The sequence below is a fragment of the Campylobacter showae genome, assembly GCF_900573985.1.
GTDB lineage: Bacteria > Campylobacterota > Campylobacteria > Campylobacterales > Campylobacteraceae > Campylobacter_A > Campylobacter_A showae_E.
This window is the reverse complement of sequence record NZ_UWOK01000001.1, coordinates 981,703-999,314: the sequence shown is the minus strand read 5'-3', so window position 1 is coordinate 999,314 and position 17,612 is coordinate 981,703. Positions and strand designations below refer to the sequence as shown.

The 17,612-nt window shown below is 39.6% G+C and carries 18 protein-coding genes and 1 pseudogene; 5 read left to right on the top strand and 14 right to left on the bottom strand.

Annotated features, from left to right (window positions below; genetic code table 11):
• Positions 1–3: 3 nt before the first annotated feature.
• From EE116_RS12585 to EE116_RS13215, 13 genes and pseudogenes are all read right to left on the bottom strand, one after another.
• A complete protein-coding gene (locus tag EE116_RS12585; protein WP_122873494.1) occupies positions 4–960 on the bottom strand; it encodes an Lcl C-terminal domain-containing protein in 957 nt (318 codons plus the stop codon).
• A gap of 57 nt (positions 961–1,017) precedes the next feature.
• Positions 1,018–2,169: an Lcl C-terminal domain-containing protein gene (locus tag EE116_RS05025; protein WP_122873493.1), complete on the bottom strand. Its 1,152-nt coding sequence runs from the start codon at positions 2,167–2,169 to the stop codon at positions 1,018–1,020.
• 470 nt (positions 2,170–2,639) lie between these two features.
• Entirely contained in the window at positions 2,640–3,032 is a 393-nt protein-coding gene (locus EE116_RS05020) for a hypothetical protein (protein WP_122873492.1), read from the bottom strand.
• 12 nt (positions 3,033–3,044) lie between these two features.
• Entirely contained in the window at positions 3,045–3,323 is a 279-nt protein-coding gene (locus EE116_RS05015; protein ID WP_122873491.1) for a hypothetical protein, read from the bottom strand.
• Positions 3,324–3,346: 23 nt separating this feature from the next.
• A complete protein-coding gene (locus EE116_RS05010; protein WP_122873490.1) occupies positions 3,347–3,796 on the bottom strand; it encodes an Lcl C-terminal domain-containing protein in 450 nt (149 codons plus the stop codon).
• Positions 3,797–3,805: 9 nt separating this feature from the next.
• On the bottom strand, positions 3,806–6,100 hold the full coding sequence (locus EE116_RS05005) for an Lcl C-terminal domain-containing protein (protein ID WP_122873489.1): 2,295 nt from the start codon (positions 6,098–6,100) through the stop codon (positions 3,806–3,808).
• The gene (locus tag EE116_RS05000; protein WP_122873488.1) at positions 6,097–7,416 is read right to left on the bottom strand and encodes a 5-methylcytosine restriction system specificity protein McrC; all 1,320 of its coding nucleotides are present in this window, start codon (positions 7,414–7,416) and stop codon (positions 6,097–6,099) included. The genes EE116_RS05005 and EE116_RS05000 overlap by 4 nt, the downstream gene beginning before the upstream one ends.
• Positions 7,417–7,420: 4 nt before the next feature.
• Entirely contained in the window at positions 7,421–9,043 is a 1,623-nt protein-coding gene (locus EE116_RS04995) for an McrB family protein (RefSeq protein ID WP_122873487.1), read from the bottom strand.
• Between the two features lie 101 nt (positions 9,044–9,144).
• Positions 9,145–9,597, bottom strand: coding sequence for an Lcl C-terminal domain-containing protein (locus EE116_RS04990; protein WP_122873486.1), 453 nt, complete (start codon positions 9,595–9,597; stop codon positions 9,145–9,147).
• A gap of 29 nt (positions 9,598–9,626) precedes the next feature.
• Positions 9,627–10,193, bottom strand: a complete 567-nt coding sequence (locus EE116_RS04985; RefSeq protein WP_122873485.1) for an Lcl C-terminal domain-containing protein — start codon at positions 10,191–10,193, stop codon at positions 9,627–9,629.
• Between the two features lie 18 nt (positions 10,194–10,211).
• Positions 10,212–10,601 carry a TM2 domain-containing protein gene (locus EE116_RS04980; RefSeq protein WP_122873484.1) on the bottom strand — a complete coding sequence of 130 codons (390 nt, stop codon included), beginning with the start codon at positions 10,599–10,601 and terminating at the stop codon, positions 10,212–10,214.
• A 21-nt stretch (positions 10,602–10,622) separates the two neighbouring features.
• The gene (locus EE116_RS04975; RefSeq protein ID WP_122873483.1) at positions 10,623–11,030 is read right to left on the bottom strand and encodes a TM2 domain-containing protein; all 408 of its coding nucleotides are present in this window, start codon (positions 11,028–11,030) and stop codon (positions 10,623–10,625) included.
• Positions 11,031–11,224: 194 nt separating this feature from the next.
• Positions 11,225–11,321, bottom strand: a pseudogene (locus EE116_RS13215) (NINE protein); the annotation flags it as partial.
• An 807-nt stretch (positions 11,322–12,128) separates the two neighbouring features.
• Between EE116_RS13215 and EE116_RS04965 the strand changes: the two are divergent.
• The 4 genes from EE116_RS04965 to EE116_RS04950 all read left to right on the top strand — a co-directional run bounded on the left by EE116_RS04965 (position 12,129) and on the right by EE116_RS04950 (position 15,247).
• Complete coding sequence (locus EE116_RS04965; protein ID WP_122873482.1) at positions 12,129–12,587, top strand: hypothetical protein; 459 nt, start codon at positions 12,129–12,131, stop codon at positions 12,585–12,587.
• Between the two features lie 65 nt (positions 12,588–12,652).
• Positions 12,653–13,465 (top strand): mobilization protein, encoded by an 813-nt coding sequence (locus EE116_RS04960; RefSeq protein ID WP_241091640.1) that lies wholly within the window; start codon positions 12,653–12,655, stop codon positions 13,463–13,465.
• A 162-nt stretch (positions 13,466–13,627) separates the two neighbouring features.
• Complete coding sequence (locus tag EE116_RS04955; protein ID WP_277418963.1) at positions 13,628–14,758, top strand: Y-family DNA polymerase; 1,131 nt, start codon at positions 13,628–13,630, stop codon at positions 14,756–14,758.
• 72 nt (positions 14,759–14,830) lie between these two features.
• Positions 14,831–15,247 (top strand): hypothetical protein, encoded by a 417-nt coding sequence (locus EE116_RS04950; RefSeq protein ID WP_122873480.1) that lies wholly within the window; start codon positions 14,831–14,833, stop codon positions 15,245–15,247.
• Here the strand turns inward: EE116_RS04950 and EE116_RS13210 are convergent.
• A complete protein-coding gene (locus EE116_RS13210) occupies positions 15,244–15,657 on the bottom strand; it encodes a transposase (protein ID WP_420886349.1) in 414 nt (137 codons plus the stop codon). The genes EE116_RS04950 and EE116_RS13210 overlap by 4 nt on opposite strands.
• On the opposite strand from EE116_RS13210, the gene EE116_RS04940 reads away from it, so the two are divergent.
• Positions 15,566–17,437 carry a site-specific integrase gene (locus EE116_RS04940; protein ID WP_241091638.1) on the top strand — a complete coding sequence of 624 codons (1,872 nt, stop codon included), beginning with the start codon at positions 15,566–15,568 and terminating at the stop codon, positions 17,435–17,437. The two genes, EE116_RS13210 and EE116_RS04940, sit on opposite strands and share 92 nt — an antisense overlap.
• Positions 17,438–17,612 lie beyond the last annotated feature (175 nt).

Below are 17,612 nucleotides of genomic sequence, written 5' to 3'. Positions count from 1 at the left end.
ATATCAATACTCTCTCACGCATCTTGCAAAGCAATCAGCATTCTCTCCGGCCCAGCCGACGCCGCCGAATAAATCAAAACTGATAAGCAGCATGATGGACGGATATTCTGCGTGCTTCGTATTGCTCCAGTACAAACCGGTTTCGAAGTTTTTAAAAACAGGATTTATGGATCCGCTAGAATAATAGCGACCATCAGTTATACTTATCAGCTCTTTCCTGCTAGGTAGTTTCCAGTCGCTAAAGCCTGCAAATTTTAAATCCTTGCAGTATTGTTTTGCTTCATCTAACGTCCCTTTAAATATTTCGGCGCCGTCTTGCCACATTAGTCTATACGCCGTGTCTATCACAACCTCTTTAACATCGTTTCGACGCATAAAGTTGTTATGTTCCAACAAAATATAATCGGATGACACTATTTTGGGTTCAGCCAAATTTGAAATTACCTTCAAAATATCATCCAATACTTTAGGTTCATTGCTTTTAGGTCGCATATTTTGACCTGCTTGAGGGGATTTAACAACCCTAACGCAACGAATGTAATAACGATTGGTTAATTTAATACCCCATACCCCTTCGCTACCTTTAAAACTTACGGCCCATGCATTGGACGAATCGGCGGAATTTTTTACGGAACTCCAGTAATATGCCGATTTGGCGTTCTTAAAAGCTTCGTTTATAGTTAACTTGTTTTCGCTATCGGCAGTGATACTTAAAAGCTCCGATCTAGTAGGCAATCTCCAATCTGAACGACCGGCCAAATTTAGATCCTCGCAATAGCGGCCCGCCTCATCCCAAGTGCCTTGAAAAATTTCCGCTCCATCCTGCCATTCAAGCTTACCTAGTTTTGCTTCCTCGCATATTACGATATTTTCAGCGTCATTTTTATCGCAAAACGCCTTTAAGGCTTCGGCATTTAAGGTTACACAAAATAGCGTTAAGGTTATAAAAAATTTATTCACGAATTTTTCCTTTATTTTAATCTTATTTATACAGCTGTTTCTACGGAAACTTCAAAATCAATACCGTCTAACGCATCGTACAAAACTTTTACCGGACGCGCTACTCCAACCTTCGTATCCGAATTTAAAATTTACGACCCAAGCATTAGGTGAGCTATCCGCGCTTTTCATAGAGCTCCAGTATCGATCCTGCTTAACGTTTTTAAAGGTGCCGTTTATAGCTGGATGATCCTTGCTATCGTCAATGATGCTCAAAAGCTCAGATCTTGTAGGCAGGCTCCAGTCGTCATACCATGCAAAATTTAAGTTTTCACAGTAATGCTTAGCTTCGTCCCATGTGCCCTCAAATATTTTATCATCGTCTTGCCACATCAATCTATAAGTAGTATCCACTACGGTTCTTTCACTATCGTCACGATACGTCACTTCATAACTTGAAGGCATCGTTTCGGACTGAGTTAAATTTGGAGTTTGTGTCCTAGAGTTAGATGCATAAGAAAACATTTCATTATAGTATATGATCATGGGGACAAACCGGGAAGAGGATTTATGTTTTTCAATATCTTCCTTCATCATTTCAACGACAGCTAATTTTATACCAAGAGCCTTTTGACCATTCAATGTTGGAATTTCTTTGTCTATTAGGCTAGTAGGAATAGCCTCAGATAACATTAAGGAAAATAGACAGTTTCTTTCTTTTGTTTTTTCTTGATAGCATTGCATTGTAGCTTCTGCAAAAGCATGGATAATTGCTTTTGTATGCTTGTCGGCGCTTACTTTTTCTTCGCTTATTGACTTTAGTAGATCCAACATTTTTTTGCTGCGTATTTTGAGGTATTTATACTCAGAATTTATCAAACTATAATTCATAAGCAGAACCGACCGTTTAAAATCCGTCTCTACTCCCAAGCCAAGCATATATTGCTCTCCCAGCTTTTGGCACGCTTCGTAAAAGCCTCTATAACAGTATTTGGTCCTAAATTTAGCTAGTTCTTTATACTTGCCATTTCTCAAAAGCCCATCAGGATCTTCATCCATATACTCGTTAAAAACTCTTTTATAAGCCTCTCCTTTTAATGCAGGCGGAAGTCCGGCTTTTTTAAATTCTGACTTGTAAAACTCTTCGGCCTCAACTTCACTCATCTGATCGGCAGTTGCACCTACGGCGAAGATTGCAAAAAGTGCTATAAACGCTAGAATTTTTTTCATTTTTGCTCCTAAAATTAATAGTTGCGTACGCAACGAACGAAATTTCGATCGTTAGCTCCGCCGTAATTGTCACTATCCCGTGCATATTTTATCTTTGATACAAATAAAAAAGATGAAGATTTTGGATGCTTTGTAGAGCTCCATAGATATTGTTCTTCTGTGTTTTTGAAAAACATTGTTCTTGTTTTTATTTGGTATCCTCAAAAACTCATCCTTGCTCGGTAGCCTTCAATTCGAGTATCCCGTGAAATTTAAATTTTCGCAGTAACGTTTCGCTGTGCTCTAATCGCCTTCAAATATATCCGCTCCGTCTTGCCACATCAGCTTATATACGCTATCTATCACGATGTTTTTGCTATCGTCGCGGTATATATCCGCTTACTTTTTAGACTCATGTTTGCTATCTATGCTGCCAAGCAGGGCATTGACCTCGTCAATCTCATTTTGCGAGAGCTTTTTATTGAGCTCTTTTATTTTAAAAAAACCGCCAAAAATTTAAAAATCTTAGATTCCGCCTCGCCGTTTCGCTTTAAATCCAGAGCCGCTAGGCCAGGAAATACCACTTCATCATAATCTTTTTTTGTTAAGCCCAGCATATCGGTTGGAAGCATGGTGCTATAAACAAGCGCTATCGCGCATGCGTCTTTTACTCCGATATTATCTTTACAATCCGAAGCGTAGGCTCTAAATTTACTATTTATGACTTTTACTACTTCTTCGTCCGGATATTTGGCTAGCTCGTCCGCTATGTCCAAGGTTAGTTTATAATACTCCCTAAGCCCTTCGTATTTGGTGTTTTTTATAGCATATTCTATATATTTTTTAGCATCACTAAAATTTATTTGAGTATATAGTCCGACCATAAAATCCCCGCCTTAATCGCCGCAAGCCTCGGGCAAGCCTCTTTTGCAGTAGAATAGTTGCATTTCGCCGATTTTTTTAAAGTTATGATTATCCCAGTCGTCGAAAGGCTCGTTTCGGTATTGCGTAAATACGGTATCATACGCCTTGCCTTTTAGTGGAGTTGGCATACCACCTAAAAGCCTATCGGCGCCCCTACTAAAGGCCGAACCCACGTCGTCTAAAAATCCCTTTGCGCCCGCCAAACTAGCAAGCGCAACCAAAAGTACAAAAGGCGCAATTAACTTTTTCATATTTTCTTTCTAAAATTTAAATTTTATTGATGATCTCTCACGCAGCGCACGAAATTTGACTTATCTAGCTCGCTCCAATTATCTCCGCCTCGTTTGAAAACGACTATCCACGCACGGTTTTTATCGCCTTCAAATTTATCCCCGCTCCAGTAAGACGCGCCGACTCGGGCTATGTATTTAAACTCTCTTTTTATAGCCGGTTCATATCTGCTTTTATCGGCTATGCTTAAAATTTCAGCCTTATTCGGTAGTCTCCAGCCGGCGTATCCAGCAAAATTTAGATTCTCGCAGTAGTCTTTAGCCTGCTCAAACGTAGCCTCTGCTATCTTTGTGCCGTCTTGCCACATTAGATTTCCAAGCTTTTTGTCTGCGCATACGACAACCTCGTTGGCGTCGTCTCTTTGACACCGCGGCGTTATCTCCGCCGCGTTTAAAAGAGCGCAAAATGCTGCTAGAAAGATAAATTTTTTCATATTTTCTCCTTATTTTAAATTTCTCACGCAGCGTGCGAAGCTATCTGCCGAGTTTATCTTGACCCAGTTGTCAAAGCCACTACCAAACTGCACGACCCAGACTCCGCCGGCATCAAAGCTAGCTCCGGTCGAGCTCCAATACGAGCCGTATTTATCGCCGCCCTCTTTGCCAACGTGTTTAAACGCCTTGTTTATAGCCGGTTTATATCTGCCGTAGTCGGTTATACTTAAAAGCTCGCTGGCGCTTGGCAATCTCCAGTCCGAGTAACCGCCGTAGTTTAAATTTTCGCAGTAGCTCACGGCGTCTTTATACGAACCTTTAAAAATTTCCGCCGCATCTTGCCACGCTAAACCATAAATCGCATCTACGACGATGCCCGAGTTTGCGTCTATGCTAAAACCGTCGGTGAATTTGTATTTTTTGCCTAAAATTTGCAAATTTGACTGCGGCATTGTGGACGCAGGCGTTTGCTGAGGCAAGGAAGCTTGCGGCGCCTGAGTTTGACTTGGGATATATTCTTTAAATATATCTCTCTTGTATTCTAGAAAATGAGAAATATCGGCTTGTTCCCTGGCTGCGCTACTATCCGCAAATATACTAACAGCAACAAGAGAAAGCTCAACCGGACTACGCTCTTTGCCGTCCAGCGTAAGGCTACCGACCTGACTAGGAAGCATTTCCGATAAATTCATAAAAATTATGCAAGCCGAGTAATCTTTTTCCAAGCAAGCTGTAAGTGTTCCTATATACATTTGCTTGGCGATCGCAAGCTCTTTGCCTTTACCCGCATTGCTCTTCTTTGCCGTTATTATAAATCCGATGTTTTGAGCAACCCTATCTTTTAGATACTCATAATCCGTATTTTTAGCAACGTGGTTAAAAAGATTTTGAGCTGATTCGAAATCCACGTCTAATCCTATGCCCAGCATGAAATTTTCTCCCAGCCTCATGCAGGCCTCCAAAACGCCTTTTTGGCAATACCCCAAACTCGTTTCATTAAAATTCTTGAAATCTTCTTTAAGCCAAAACGTATTGGAGTCTCTTATATACCCCTTGCGCTCGTCTTCATATCTGCTTTTAGGAAGTGATTCAAACTTAAAATTTTGTTTTATATTTTGTTGCGAGCTTTGGTCTAAATTTTGCTTACTTGTATTTTTAAAGTAAGCCTTGATCTTATCTGTCAAATACGGTTCTACCTCTCGGTAAGTTAAAGTATATTTGTCTGAGCTTGCGCTGTTGGACAGATAGAATGTATCGATTGAACCCTGATCTATTATAAAATAATCATTTACGATTTTTATATTCGCTTTGTCTTTTACGGTTTTAATTTCTTGCAAGCGTTCATTAGCATAGGAACCATATCCATATTTGTCTAAATTATCCGCTATATGCTTTTTAATAGCCGCAGCCAAACCCACTTTATTTTTTACAATATCTGAGGTTGGTATCTCCTTTTCGCCTATGTAAATTTGCGATTCAAAAGCAGGATGAGCCGTACCACAAGCATCATAATGATCATAATTTCCTATCAATACCATATCTTTATAGACATAATAAACATTTCTACTAGATGTTCTCCCTTGGCTACTACAAAAAAATCCATGATCGGTTTTAACGAAATCCTCTATCATTCTTTCGGCATATTCTTTAAGATCGGCAGTCTTTATGAGCGGATATTGAACGCTCATATCTTCATGACACTCATAGGCTTCACCTTCATCGTTATATTTTCTTTTCTGACAAACAAGGCCTTTAAAAATCGGCACATGAAGCTTTTGTTTCAAAGTCTCCTCTCTAATATCTCCGCTTTTTGAGGTAATTTTTATTTTGACTTCATCTACGGAAAGTAGCTTAATATCGACTTTTTTTGCATAATCATCGTATGCTCTACAAGAAACACCCGATACGTCAAAATCGATTTTTTCAAGCCTATCGTCCATATTGCATCCAAAACGATTAGGGCCCATGGTTACCTCCCAGCTCCCCTGCTCTTTTCCGCCCGTTGCTTTTGTCGGTTTTAGCGCTGTTAATATAACACTGACATTGGAGTCGTCCGACGAATATACCACCTGGCTTCCATACCAAAATTTAGCGTCTATTTTGCCGTATTGCGTTTCTTGAGCTTGCGGACTTGAAGCTCCCTCATCGCTTCGGCTCTCGGCTACGCTTTGCCGTTCGCTTGCTTTGGCTGTAGCTTTTGCGCCGCCGGTACCGGTATCTTTTAAAATACTTCCAAATTTTACGGCGTTTGCCAATTGAAAACATAAGCCTACCGCCAATGCGACCATTAGAAATTTTTTCATTTTATCTCCTTGAAGTTTTTCTTTATAGCATTGACTAAATTCGATTTAAAATCGATAATACGCCGCTCAAATTCTTTTTCATAGGTATTTTCATCATCTGAAGCGTTAAAAATACTTAATAAAAAAACGGGTTCTTTTTCTTGTTTTTTATCTTGAAAAATTACTTTATTCGGAAAGCTACTTTGAGCATATATCAAAATCCCCATTTCTGCTTTGTAGGCCGCGATATATTTACCGATTTGGACTAAATTTGATATATCGGTTTCGTTGCAAGGGCTATTTTTATTACAAAAATGCCTATATTTAGCATCTAAAACGGCTAAAATTTTCCCTTGTTCGTCTGTTATCGCAAAATCAGGTTTCAAATTTGAGTCCGGAATTTTATACTGCGTTTCTAGCCTAAAATTACCGCCAAATTTGTCTAATACGCTTCTTATGAGCCTCTCGACATAAAGCTCAAAAAGATTAGGCGCATATAGCAAATAACCAAAATTTAGATTTTTGACGGCGTTTTCGTTCACGCATCTTGAATCTTGTAAAATGATAACTCTGGCGATTTGTAGAGCGATTTTGTAGTCTTTATAAAGCTCGTTCATCACGGATTTTGAGTTTAAGGCTACGTTTATATCTTTTACGCTTTTCATCTCGCCGTTAGCGTTAGCTAGCAAAAAATTTCTAATCTCCTTATCGTAAAGCGCAAATTTAGGGTTTTTTCTAACCAAGATATCGTAAGCTTTTAAAAGCACCCTTGCGACCACTTCGTCGGGCACTCGCGAGCTTTTGCGGCTTGAAATTTTACCCATAAAGGGCTGATCTTTTTTGATGAAATTTTTAACGTCAAGGCTTCCGTGCAGGGCGTAGTCTCTAAAAGGAATCTTTTTATAAACGCTTGGGAAGCCGCTTAGCTTGGCTAGCTTTAAGCGGCTGATAAATGAGGCATAAAGGACGTAGTCCATAGGAATGTCGCCGCTTGCGCCTGCGACGCTACCGCCAGAGCTAAAAAACGACGAGTCGATAGTTTTTAAAAGCTCGGCTTCTAGTTCTTTGCCGAAACGAGAGTTTATGACGTACTCTTGCCCCTCAAAGGTAAAACGGCCTATATAGTTGCCGAATATATAGTTACCGTCTTCGCACTTTTTAAGGATATAGTGCGCATCTTCTTCTTGATGCGTTTTTTTATTTTTTACTATTTTCGGCTTAAATTTATCGTGCCGTCCGTTTAAAAAGATTACATCCGTCTTGCCTTTTGCCAGCTCGTCAAAGGTGATTTCTTTTTGATACTCGGTGTACTTGCAGCGGCTATTATCTTCAAACATCGCATTAGCCTACGAAAATTTTCTTAGCCGTTTCTAGCTTTTTCTCTACTTCGCCGTCGCTAAACTGCGTTCTTATGTATTCGCATAAGATCGGTTCTATATGCCTATCCCAAATTTCTTGCTCGCTCATTTTGGCTTTTTTTAGAAAATACGAGTGTCCGATCTCGTAAGCTCTGCCTAAATTTAAGCCGTCTTGCTCTTGCTTGCCGTTTAGCTCATACGTTTCGCTAGTAATATATTTATTTAAATTTTCGCATTTTTCTTTATAGCCGCTGTATTTTTTATCCAAATCGTTTAAAACATCATAATCGCACTCCATCAAAATCCACGTAAAGCGCCTTCTTAGAGCCAAGTCAAAGCAGTCTATGCTCTTATCCACGTCGTTCATCATACCGATGAAATAGATATTTGCAGGTATAAAGAACTCTTGATTGCTTAACGGAAAGTTTTTGGTCTTTATGCTTTCTCCGCGGTAATTTTCCTCCAAAAGCGATAACGTCTCGCCAAATACCGCCGCTATGTCAGCTCTGTTTATCTCATCTACTATGAAAAAGAAATTTTCTTTATCGTTTTGCGCTGCTTTTAAACAAAATTCTTTAAATATGCCGTTTGTCAAAGCCAAATTTAAATTTCCGTTTTGTATCCCGACCGGTTTTATGCCGTCTATAAAATCCTCGTATTCAAAGCCGCTGTGAAACTGCACCCATTCGGCTCTAGCGCGATTTGGGTCTAAAATATCGAGGCGGTCTTTTACGAATTTCGTCTTGCCGGTTCCGGGCGCGCCGTAGTAGATGATATTTTTTGAGTCGTTTTGTGTTAAGCTATAAAAAGCTCCTACTATTTTGCCGACTTGTCTGTAAATACCCGAGTTTTTGTCAAACAACTCTTTGCTGCTACCATCTAAGCTATTTTTAAATTTATCCCAATCTATTTCAAAGCTTTTTAGCGGCTCATAGTTTTCTTTTATAAAAAGTTTAATCTTGCAAACGAATTTATTTATTTCATAGCATTCTTTTAGTTTTTCGGCTAAGTCATCATCTATATCTATACATTTTTGATTATGATTGTACGATAACTCCCAGGATTTATTGTTTAAAAAATTACCGCAGAAGTAGTCAAGTAATTTTTTAAATATATTCATATATATGATAGTTTTATTGTCGGCATCTTTTAATTTAAAACTGCAAATTTCCAAAATTTCGCAAAACGCTTCGTATAAAATTTCAAAATCCTCTTTTTTAAGCTCTTGAAATTTGTATAGTAAAATAGAGATACTTGTATTGAACTGGTCTTTTAACCCAAAATCACTATCTATTTTAAGTTTCTCAATATTTGGTATATAGTTGCTAAAATTTTCAATTTCACCGCTTTTGCATAGATGAAACATTTTATTTGCTTCCTCGTAGCATTTCTCTAGTGTAGTTTCAAATTTATCAGAAAAATTCTTACCGGAAAAAGATCTTTTATTGGTTGCTTTTTGGTTTTCTTTTTTTGTATATAAGATAACGTCCCCCTTGCGAGCATCCCAATCAAAATCCTTAAACACTTTCAAATTTCCCTTGCAGTCGACGATCCTACTAAAAATCTCATTTATCTTTAGTATCTGCTCAGCAGTAAAGTTATTCATTTTATTCTCCAAAATTTAAAAAGCTCCCATAATGGGAGCAAAAAAGCTTTTTTAAAGTACCGCCGCTAAGTCCGAATTTCTCAAAAAAGAAATTTCAAAAATCAATCCTGCCGGACGCACCGCACGAAGTTGCGATTAGAAACGTCGCCCCAGCGAGCGCCACCGTACCTGATATTCACGATCCAAGCGAAAGACGAGCCGTCGGCGCTTTTAGTCTGGCTCCAATAATACGGATCGTCAGAGTCTACTATGTATTTAAAAGCGGTATTTAGAGCGGGGTTGGATCTTGCTTTATCCGTTATGCTTAGCAGCTCAACTCTCGTAGGTAGCCGCCAGTCTTTGTACCCGACTAGGCTTACTAGCTTGCAGTATTCTTGCGCCTGCTCCCACGTTCCTTCAAAGTTTTGCTTCTCGTCCTGCCACATTAGTCTTCCTAGTTTCTTTTCGCTACATACCACTACGTTTTTATCGTTATCTCGGTAGCACGTAGGACTTAGCGCCTCTGCATTTAGCAGACCGCAAAACAGCAAGGAAGCGGCTATATATCTTTTCATACTTTTTCCTTTATCTAAATTTTCAAAAATCAATACTGCCGGACGCACCGCACGAAGTAGCGATAAGAAACGCCGCTCCAGCCAACGCCGCCGAACCAGAAATCCACGAGCCACGCACGAGACGAGTCGTCGGCACGCCCAGTAGAGCTCCAGTACCGGCCGTAGCTTTTCTCGCCTTTGTCGTTCGTCTCGTATGCGACGTTTTTAAAGGCTTTGTTTATAGCGGGGTTAAACCTAGTATCGTCCGTGATACTTAAAAGCTCGTTTGCCGTGGGCAGTCTCCAGTCATCAAAACCGGCAAAATTTAAATCATCGCAGTAGCGAACCGCCTCGGCGTAGGTCATAGGCTTATCGTGCGAGTTTTGCTCCTCAATAGAAGGGATAATAAGCGGGGACATATCCTTCCCATAGCTATCCTGCCACATCAGCTTATATACGTCATCCTTGACGACATTCAGAAGGTTATCTCTGCTAAAGCCCGCAGTGACGTCGTCTTCGTCGCCGACGGTCTTTTTGATAAAACCGATAGGGTCAAAGCCAAACGCCGCGCTAGAGCACAGCAGGCATGCTAGCAGGGCGGAAGTAAATTTAGTCATGTTTTCATCCTTTTAAATTTAGCCTAAGAAAAAGGCCGAGATTTTTTTGAAATTGTCCTTTTTAATGCCGAAATATACCAAAAATATATCCGCCAGCCACCACAAAAGCAAGGCGGCAAGGGCGATAGCGGCCTCGTCGGGATTGGTTTTTGACGCCCTTGCCATGCCGACTGCTAACACGAACTTCAAAACCCCCGCGCCGCCGTCGCCCTTATAAAACCTATCAAACCCTATAAAGCCGAACAAAATGCTTATGATAAGACCCAAGATAGGACTTTTTAGCTGTGAGGTTAGCGGCTTTAGATCGGGCATATTGCCTGCCGCCTCGGCTCTATCTAGCTCGTTTTTAACGATCATCAGATGAGTGTCTGAAACCTTACCTTTAAATAACAGATACGAATTACCCACTATTTTTCCTTTAAATTTGGCTTACAAAGAAGCCATTATTTTTTTGAAATTGTCTTTTTTGATGCCCATATAGACCAAAAATAGATCGGCAATACACCAAATAAGACTCGCAAAACTAATCATCATCGCCATAGCCGCCAGATCCTCATCGCCCTTTTGTCCCGCTTGCACGGCAAAAAACATCGGCGCAATGCAAAGGATTATTTTGAGTATTCCAAGTCCGACATCGCCCTTATAGAGCCTATCTACACCAAGCCAGCCGAATAAAAATCCAAGCACCAGTCCGACCATAGGGCTTTTAAGCGCAGTAGCCGTCAGGGTCAAATCAGGCCTCTTGCCAGCTGCTTCGGCTTTATCCAGCTCGCTTTTTATAACCATCAGATGAGTATCTGAAACTTTGCCTTGAAACAGCATATACGCGTTGTTCATTTTTCTTCTTTGGATTAAATTTTAAATTCGTCTATTTAGATTGTCTTTTTTGATACCGATATAAACCAAAAACAAGTCCGCAAAACACCAAATAAGACCTGCGCACATAATCACGGACGCAACCATCAGCGCTGCGTCGCTATTTGTTTTTGTAGCTGATGCGAACAGCAGAGCCGGTGCGACACAAAGTAAAATTTTAAATACACCAAGCATTATGTCGCCCTTATAAAACCTATCTACGCCCAGCCAGCCTAGAAAAAGGCCGAGTACGAGACCTATGGCCGGAGATTTTGGGCTTGCGGGTAATTTTGATAAATTTGAAGTCGTGTTCGTAGTTTGCCCGGTTTGTTTCTCGCTTGTGGCGGGTTCAAATTTGGTTTGTAAATTTATATTTTCTTTGGATATATTCGTTTTGAGCTCTTGTTTGAGGGATTGCGTCTCTTTATTTAAATTTATCGCGCTTTCTTTTGTCTCGCTAATAAAATTTTGTGCAGCGACTTCTTTTTCGTCGTTTAATTTTACGTTTGTATTTTTATCACTACTCAAAGCTTGCATTATTTTGTTGAAGTTATCCTTTTTGATACCGAGAAATACCAGACTTATATCCATAAAGTACCACACGAGCCCTATAATAGCCAATGGAAACGCGCCTAAGATGACTGCTAAGATAGGCAACATAGAACAAATAAGTAACTTAAATACCGATAGTCCCATATCACCCTTATAAATCCTATCTGATCCAAGCCAGCCTAGAAAGACGCTGATAGCAAGCCCTATGTTTGGTGATGAAAGCGTGGGGACTACCGATAAAACATCAATTTTATGCCCTTCAGCCTCCAATTTTTCGATTTTGTTTTTGATTCCTATCAGATTTGCGTCCGACACCTTGTCTTTAAGTAACATAAACGAACAAATGTCCATTTTATTTTCCTTTCTATATGAATAAATTTATGAAATTATATCCTAATTTATATATTATTTGAATAAAAATAAAATGTTCTAAATCTGAAATGTGGATTACGCTAAAAACCTTATAATTAATACAGGAAATTGGCGAACAAGCCGATTTTCAAATTTAAACAAAAAGGAGGAATTGCCATGAAAAATGGTAATCCTAAAATATTTAGTAGTCTCGAGGAGGCCAGGACCTACTACGCCTCTCTTTCGAGAAAGTTGCTAGCTAAAAAGGAAGATACGCTTTTTAGACTCGCCAAAATCAATGCGGAAATGGAAAATTTGGAAAAGAATTTTCGCGAATACAGCCTTGCATTGCCGCTCTGCGATCAAAAAAGATACTATCTATCGATGCTAATCGATATGGAACGGACGTCAAAAAAGGGCGCGCCGGAAAACACAAACTACACGGTCGCCGATATAGATGGGCTCATCGAGGTACTCAACAAAGATGCGGCTAGGCCTATTTCTAGCATATCGGCACCTCCGTCGCAGTCGGCTAACGAAAACTATACCGGCAAAGAAAACAAACAGTCGGCTACCGCGACTTCTACCGACTCTACCGACAAGAAAGCGGAGGTCGGGGATGGCAAGAAAAAGTAGCCTATCTAACGGTATCCATAATGGATACCACGCTAACGACGATAAATTTAAAAAAGGAGACAAAAATGTCAGTTTTAAAAAATAATCGGTTTACAAGTAAAATGACGTGTTTTAAAATTCAGCGTAGCGCGCCTAACGCCTTTGCACACAACGATCGCAGCCAAACGGTGGATCACGCATATCCGCAGTTTTCGCATCTCAACGAAGTCGACGCGAGTGCGTTTCTCGCCGAAGAAAAATACCTATGTATGCTTACGCAGGCGATCCAAAACTACATAGCTAGGACGGGTCAAAGAGTTCAAGTCGATCCAAAAAACATCAGACGCTCGGCCATAGTACTGATTGAAGACCGCCATACTCTAGACGACATCGGGCGGCTTTGCGATGTAATAGAGAGAAAATACGGATGGCGCACGATACAAATCGCTATCCATAGGGATGAAGGCCACTTCGACGAGAACGGCGTTTGGCATCCAAATGTGCACGCGCATATCGAATTTTTCGTGCTTGGAGCGGATGGGGTAAATCTTTATAAAAGCCGCGACTTTGGGCCCTTAAAGATGAAGGAGCTACAAACTCTAGCCGCAAACGTTTTAGGCATGCGTCGAGGCGTCAATTACTCCGCTATCGGCCAAACGCCTAGAAAAGGGTTGCCTCATCAAGCGTATAGAATTTTGGCCCAAACAATCTCGCAATTTACAGCCAAAGTGGAAAATCTAGAAAAAAAGGTTGCCCGAAAAGGCGCGCAGATCGAGGAGCTAAAAAAGCATATCAATGCGCTTCAGAATCAAAACGACGAAGGACTTGAACAGGCTGAAGGCCAAAAAGCGCTAAGAAAAATATTTGAGCGCATACGCTATCACATAGACGATATTTAGCCGCCACCGTGAGTATCTGACTTGGATACTCACACTCACGATATCCACAAAAAAACAAAAATTTAACCCCCCTCCTTTTTTCGTAAATTTAAGTCATAATTTTTACCGATTTTTTCTATAATCCCATTATGAAAAACAAAAACCGAATTTGCCGAAAATGAAATTTCAACCTTAAACCAAAGCAAGAATTTAACCCCAAGCATCTACGCCGTCATCGATCTAAAATCCTTCTACGCCTCGGTCGAGTGCGTGGAGCGAGGGCTTGATCCCTTTGAGACGAATTTAGTCGTCGCAGACGCCAGCAGGGGCGAGGGTAGCGTGTGTCTAGCCGTTAGCCCCGCACTAAAGGCTCTTGGCGTAAAAAACAGATGCAGGCTGTTTGAAATACCTAAAAATATAAAATATATAATTGCGTCGCCCAGGATGCAGTTTTACATCGACTACGCGGCTAAAATTTACGGCATATACCTAAAATACGTAGCCAAAGACGACATCTACGTCTACTCCATCGACGAGGCCTTTATCGACCTCACCTCGTATCTAGAATTTTATAAACTAGAAGCTAGAGCCATGGCAAAGATGATAATGGACGACATCCTAAAAACCACGGGTGTAACGCCGACCTGCGGCATGGGGACGAATCTATATCTAGCCAAAATAGCCCTTGACATCCTAGCCAAACACAGCGAGGATAATATCGCTTTTTTAGACGAAGCTCTCTATAAAGAAAAGCTCTGGACGCACCAGCCGCTAAATGATTTTTGGCGCATAGGCAAGCAAACTAGGGCTAAGCTTGAGCGATACGGGATATTTTGCATGAAGGATATGGCAAACGCGCCATTTAGCCTGCTTGAAAGAGTGTTTGGCATCGACGCCTATATCGCGCTAGATCACGCAAACGGTATCGAGCCCACCACTATAGCGGACATCAAGGCCTATAAGCCCTCTACCAAATCATACTTTAGCTCTGAAATTTTACCCAGGGACTACGAGAGGCTAGAGGCTCTAATCGTGCTAAAAGAGATGACCGATAGGCTAGCTCTAAAGATGATAAACGAGGAGGTGCGGGCTAGCGGGCTCACTATAAATATCAAATTTGCGGGCAAAAACGAGCCCGCACAAAGAGCCACGGTAAGGTTTAAAACGCCTAGCAACATCGCTAGCGTGCTCATGGACGCGGCGCAGGAGCTATACCTAAAAAAGATAAAAAATGCAGGCCTCATCAGACAAATCGGCATATCTGCAAACGACGTCGTAAAGGAAAGCAAAACCGAAAAAAGCGGTATTATGTAGCAAACGCACAAGACTTTCATTATAAAATCCGCTAAAATTCAGCCTATTATAGCATATCGCAAAGGATTTTATATGGCCGAAACTCACGTAATATCCGCTCTCGTTAGTAAACACTCTGAGCTTCAAGGAAGTATCAAATATCATAAAGAAATCGTTTTAAAGCTAAAATCGGAGCTTGAAACTATAGATAAGGCTATTGCGATATTCGACCCTAGTTATAAAACTACGTTCATTCGGGCTAAAAGGATTAGTAATGCTTCGTATTTTCCTCACGGTGAGCTAAATCGTAGGATTATAGAGTGTTTAAAGATAAAGCCTAGCACTGTAAATGAAATAGCCGAGTATGTTTTTAAAGACGAGAAAGTAGACGATGCTCTCATCGCCAAATATAAGCAAAACATATCCTCTTTAATTTCAAAACTCATAAAAAGAGGAACTGCCTCGTTATTTACCGACAATAGAGTAAAATTTTATAAGATAGCTTCTTAAGCTCCAAGCCTCTCGGCTACTCTATGATTGCCTTGCCAGTAACCGCAAAACTCGTTAGATATTGAGTTGTCGGCTAGGCATCTTGATAAAATATCGTCCATTATTGCTTTATTATCTAGCCTTCTTGTGTCCTCTCTATAAGCTATTTCGTTAGCATAGTTTGAAAGATAAAGCGTTCCTAGTTTATGGCATTGACCGTATTGCAAACGTCTAAATCTAGCGTTAAAGCTTTCCGATTGGTTATTGTTTTCTCCGTTAGAGCACTTGGTACTTATGCTTTTAAAAGCCAAGGAGGCCAAAAGTATCAAAGAGCATGATATGCTTGGCAGATATATAAATTTAGATGGACTACTATCACTAAATTTGTTTTTAAAACAGAGTTTAAAAGAAGATAGCTTGCCCAGTGTCATATCAAAAGAGGTTGATGATATCTGCAAAAAGCTATCTTGCGCCGATCCTCAAACCAAAAAGTTTCTTGGCAAAAGAGTGCTTGAGGCAACGATAGATAACATAAATCACATATCATATAAGATGTGCAAAAACCAAAAGCTACTAAATGATAAGCAACAAGCATTTGTGCCACTTAGCAAAAAGCATAAGAGCACAAATTTAGATGATGGCACCAAAGATGAGATAGCAAAGGGCATTAAAGAGGCTAACATAGATAGCTATCAAGACGACATAGAGGCTTTAAAAAAGCAGAATTTGGTGCTACCTTTTACTAAAAAGTCTTTAAAGCACTCTGTTTGTGAGCTAAGAGATGCTATAAATGAGCTAGCTAGGCAAAAGGGGGCACTCACACAAAACGATATCCTAAGAATATTTGGTTGTGAGCTATCGCCAGATGGAGATAACGAGCTAAGCGATGATCTAAAATTTGGATATGGAAATTTAAATGATCCTACCTTTGGTGGTAAGGTGAAGCTATATAAGGCAGATAAATATGAAGATAAAGGTATAGTTTTAAGTGATATTGAGGCTAAAGATCTTGCGATAGATGACACAAGTGATGCTAGTGGCATGACTTTCAATGAAGCTATAAATTTCTTTCAAAAGCTCTTCTCAAATAGAGCTAAAAGTCTTAGATACAAACTAGACTCTTCTACTAAAAATGAGAGTAAAGCTAACTTGGTCACGCTAAATAGCGCATTTAAAAACTATATATCAAACACAAGCATTTCAAATAACTGGAGTGATAGCACATTTGGCCTTGTTAGACATGTAGGGCGGTTAATGTCTATGAAATTTGGCGACGAGCTAGACATCAAAAAGATAAAAAGAGATGACTTACTAAATTTTAGAAATGTCTTACTACAACTACCAACCAAGCTCTCTCAAAATAGTCTCTATAAAGATAAAAGCTTAGATGAGATCATAGCTTTAGCAAAAGATAGACCAAAAATTTCTAAATCAACTATCAAGAAATATATTGTTAGAGTTAGTGAGTTTTTTAAATACTGCTACGATAGCGACTATATAGATAAGAATCCAGCTATAGATCTACAAATAAATTTAAACCAAGATGACGTTACAAATAAAAATCCTTACGAAGATAGTGACGTAAACGCACTTTTGGATATTGTGAACAAGATCAGATCAAGTGGTGATACTAAAAGTCAAAGAATTAGCAAAGATGAGCTATTTTTCGTTACCCATATAGCAGCTTATTCTGGCATGAGACTAAATGAGATAATCCAGTTAAACACAGATGACATAGTTGAAAAATATAACATAGTATGCTTTAGTTTAAATACAAAAATAGATGTAAAAACAGGCAAGAGCAAGACTTTAAAGACCAGAAACTCTGTAAGGATAGTTCCTATCCACTCTAAGTTAAGTAGCATTGGGCTATTTGAATTTATAGAGAATAAAAAGAAGCTAGCTAAGCAAAGTGGCAAAGCAGTTAGGCTATTTAGCTGTGACAATAAAGACTTTTCTGAGTATTTTAGAAAGAAGATCAATACTAAAGTTATAAAAGATGATGATAAGACAAGGACATTTCACTCATTTAGACACACTTTCATAAACAAGCTCATTCAAAGTGGTCAAAGGGTCGAGCATATAGCTGCTCTTGTAGGGCATGAACAACAATACAAAATCACTATGAATACTTATGGGGAGCCAGTAACTCCGAAAATTCTAAAGGATCTAGTTGAAGAGGTAAATTTTTATCAAGGAGGGGAAGGGTGAGCGTAGTAAACTATTTAGAATGATGGGATTGTTAACATAAATAGTAAAGGTTGATTTATAATTTAAGGTTATTTAAGATTCTGAAATTATGCTTAATTTTATGACTTTTTAATATTTTGCTATATGTTATTTTATTTATCTTAAACGGATCAATAAACAACGAAAAGCATAACCT

Coding starts and splice junctions, on each gene's coding strand:
- EE116_RS05025 (WP_122873493.1), bottom strand. CDS start 2,169: ATGAAAAAAATTCTAGCGTTTATAGCACTTTTTGCAATCTTCGCCGTA.
- EE116_RS05020 (WP_122873492.1), bottom strand. CDS start 3,032: ATGGTCGGACTATATACTCAAATAAATTTTAGTGATGCTAAAAAATAT.
- EE116_RS05015 (WP_122873491.1), bottom strand. CDS start 3,323: ATGAAAAAGTTAATTGCGCCTTTTGTACTTTTGGTTGCGCTTGCTAGT.
- EE116_RS05010 (WP_122873490.1), bottom strand. CDS start 3,796: ATGAAAAAATTTATCTTTCTAGCAGCATTTTGCGCTCTTTTAAACGCG.
- EE116_RS05005 (WP_122873489.1), bottom strand. CDS start 6,100: ATGAAAAAATTTCTAATGGTCGCATTGGCGGTAGGCTTATGTTTTCAA.
- EE116_RS05000 (WP_122873488.1), bottom strand. CDS start 7,416: ATGTTTGAAGATAATAGCCGCTGCAAGTACACCGAGTATCAAAAAGAA.
- EE116_RS04995 (WP_122873487.1), bottom strand. CDS start 9,043: ATGAATAACTTTACTGCTGAGCAGATACTAAAGATAAATGAGATTTTT.
- EE116_RS04990 (WP_122873486.1), bottom strand. CDS start 9,597: ATGAAAAGATATATAGCCGCTTCCTTGCTGTTTTGCGGTCTGCTAAAT.
- EE116_RS04985 (WP_122873485.1), bottom strand. CDS start 10,193: ATGACTAAATTTACTTCCGCCCTGCTAGCATGCCTGCTGTGCTCTAGC.
- EE116_RS04975 (WP_122873483.1), bottom strand. CDS start 11,030: ATGAACAACGCGTATATGCTGTTTCAAGGCAAAGTTTCAGATACTCAT.
- EE116_RS04965 (WP_122873482.1), top strand. CDS start 12,129: ATGAAAAATGGTAATCCTAAAATATTTAGTAGTCTCGAGGAGGCCAGG.
- EE116_RS04960 (WP_241091640.1), top strand. CDS start 12,653: ATGTCAGTTTTAAAAAATAATCGGTTTACAAGTAAAATGACGTGTTTT.
- EE116_RS04950 (WP_122873480.1), top strand. CDS start 14,831: ATGGCCGAAACTCACGTAATATCCGCTCTCGTTAGTAAACACTCTGAG.
- EE116_RS04940 (WP_241091638.1), top strand. CDS start 15,566: ATGCTTGGCAGATATATAAATTTAGATGGACTACTATCACTAAATTTG.
- EE116_RS13210 (WP_420886349.1), bottom strand. CDS start 15,657: ATGACACTGGGCAAGCTATCTTCTTTTAAACTCTGTTTTAAAAACAAA.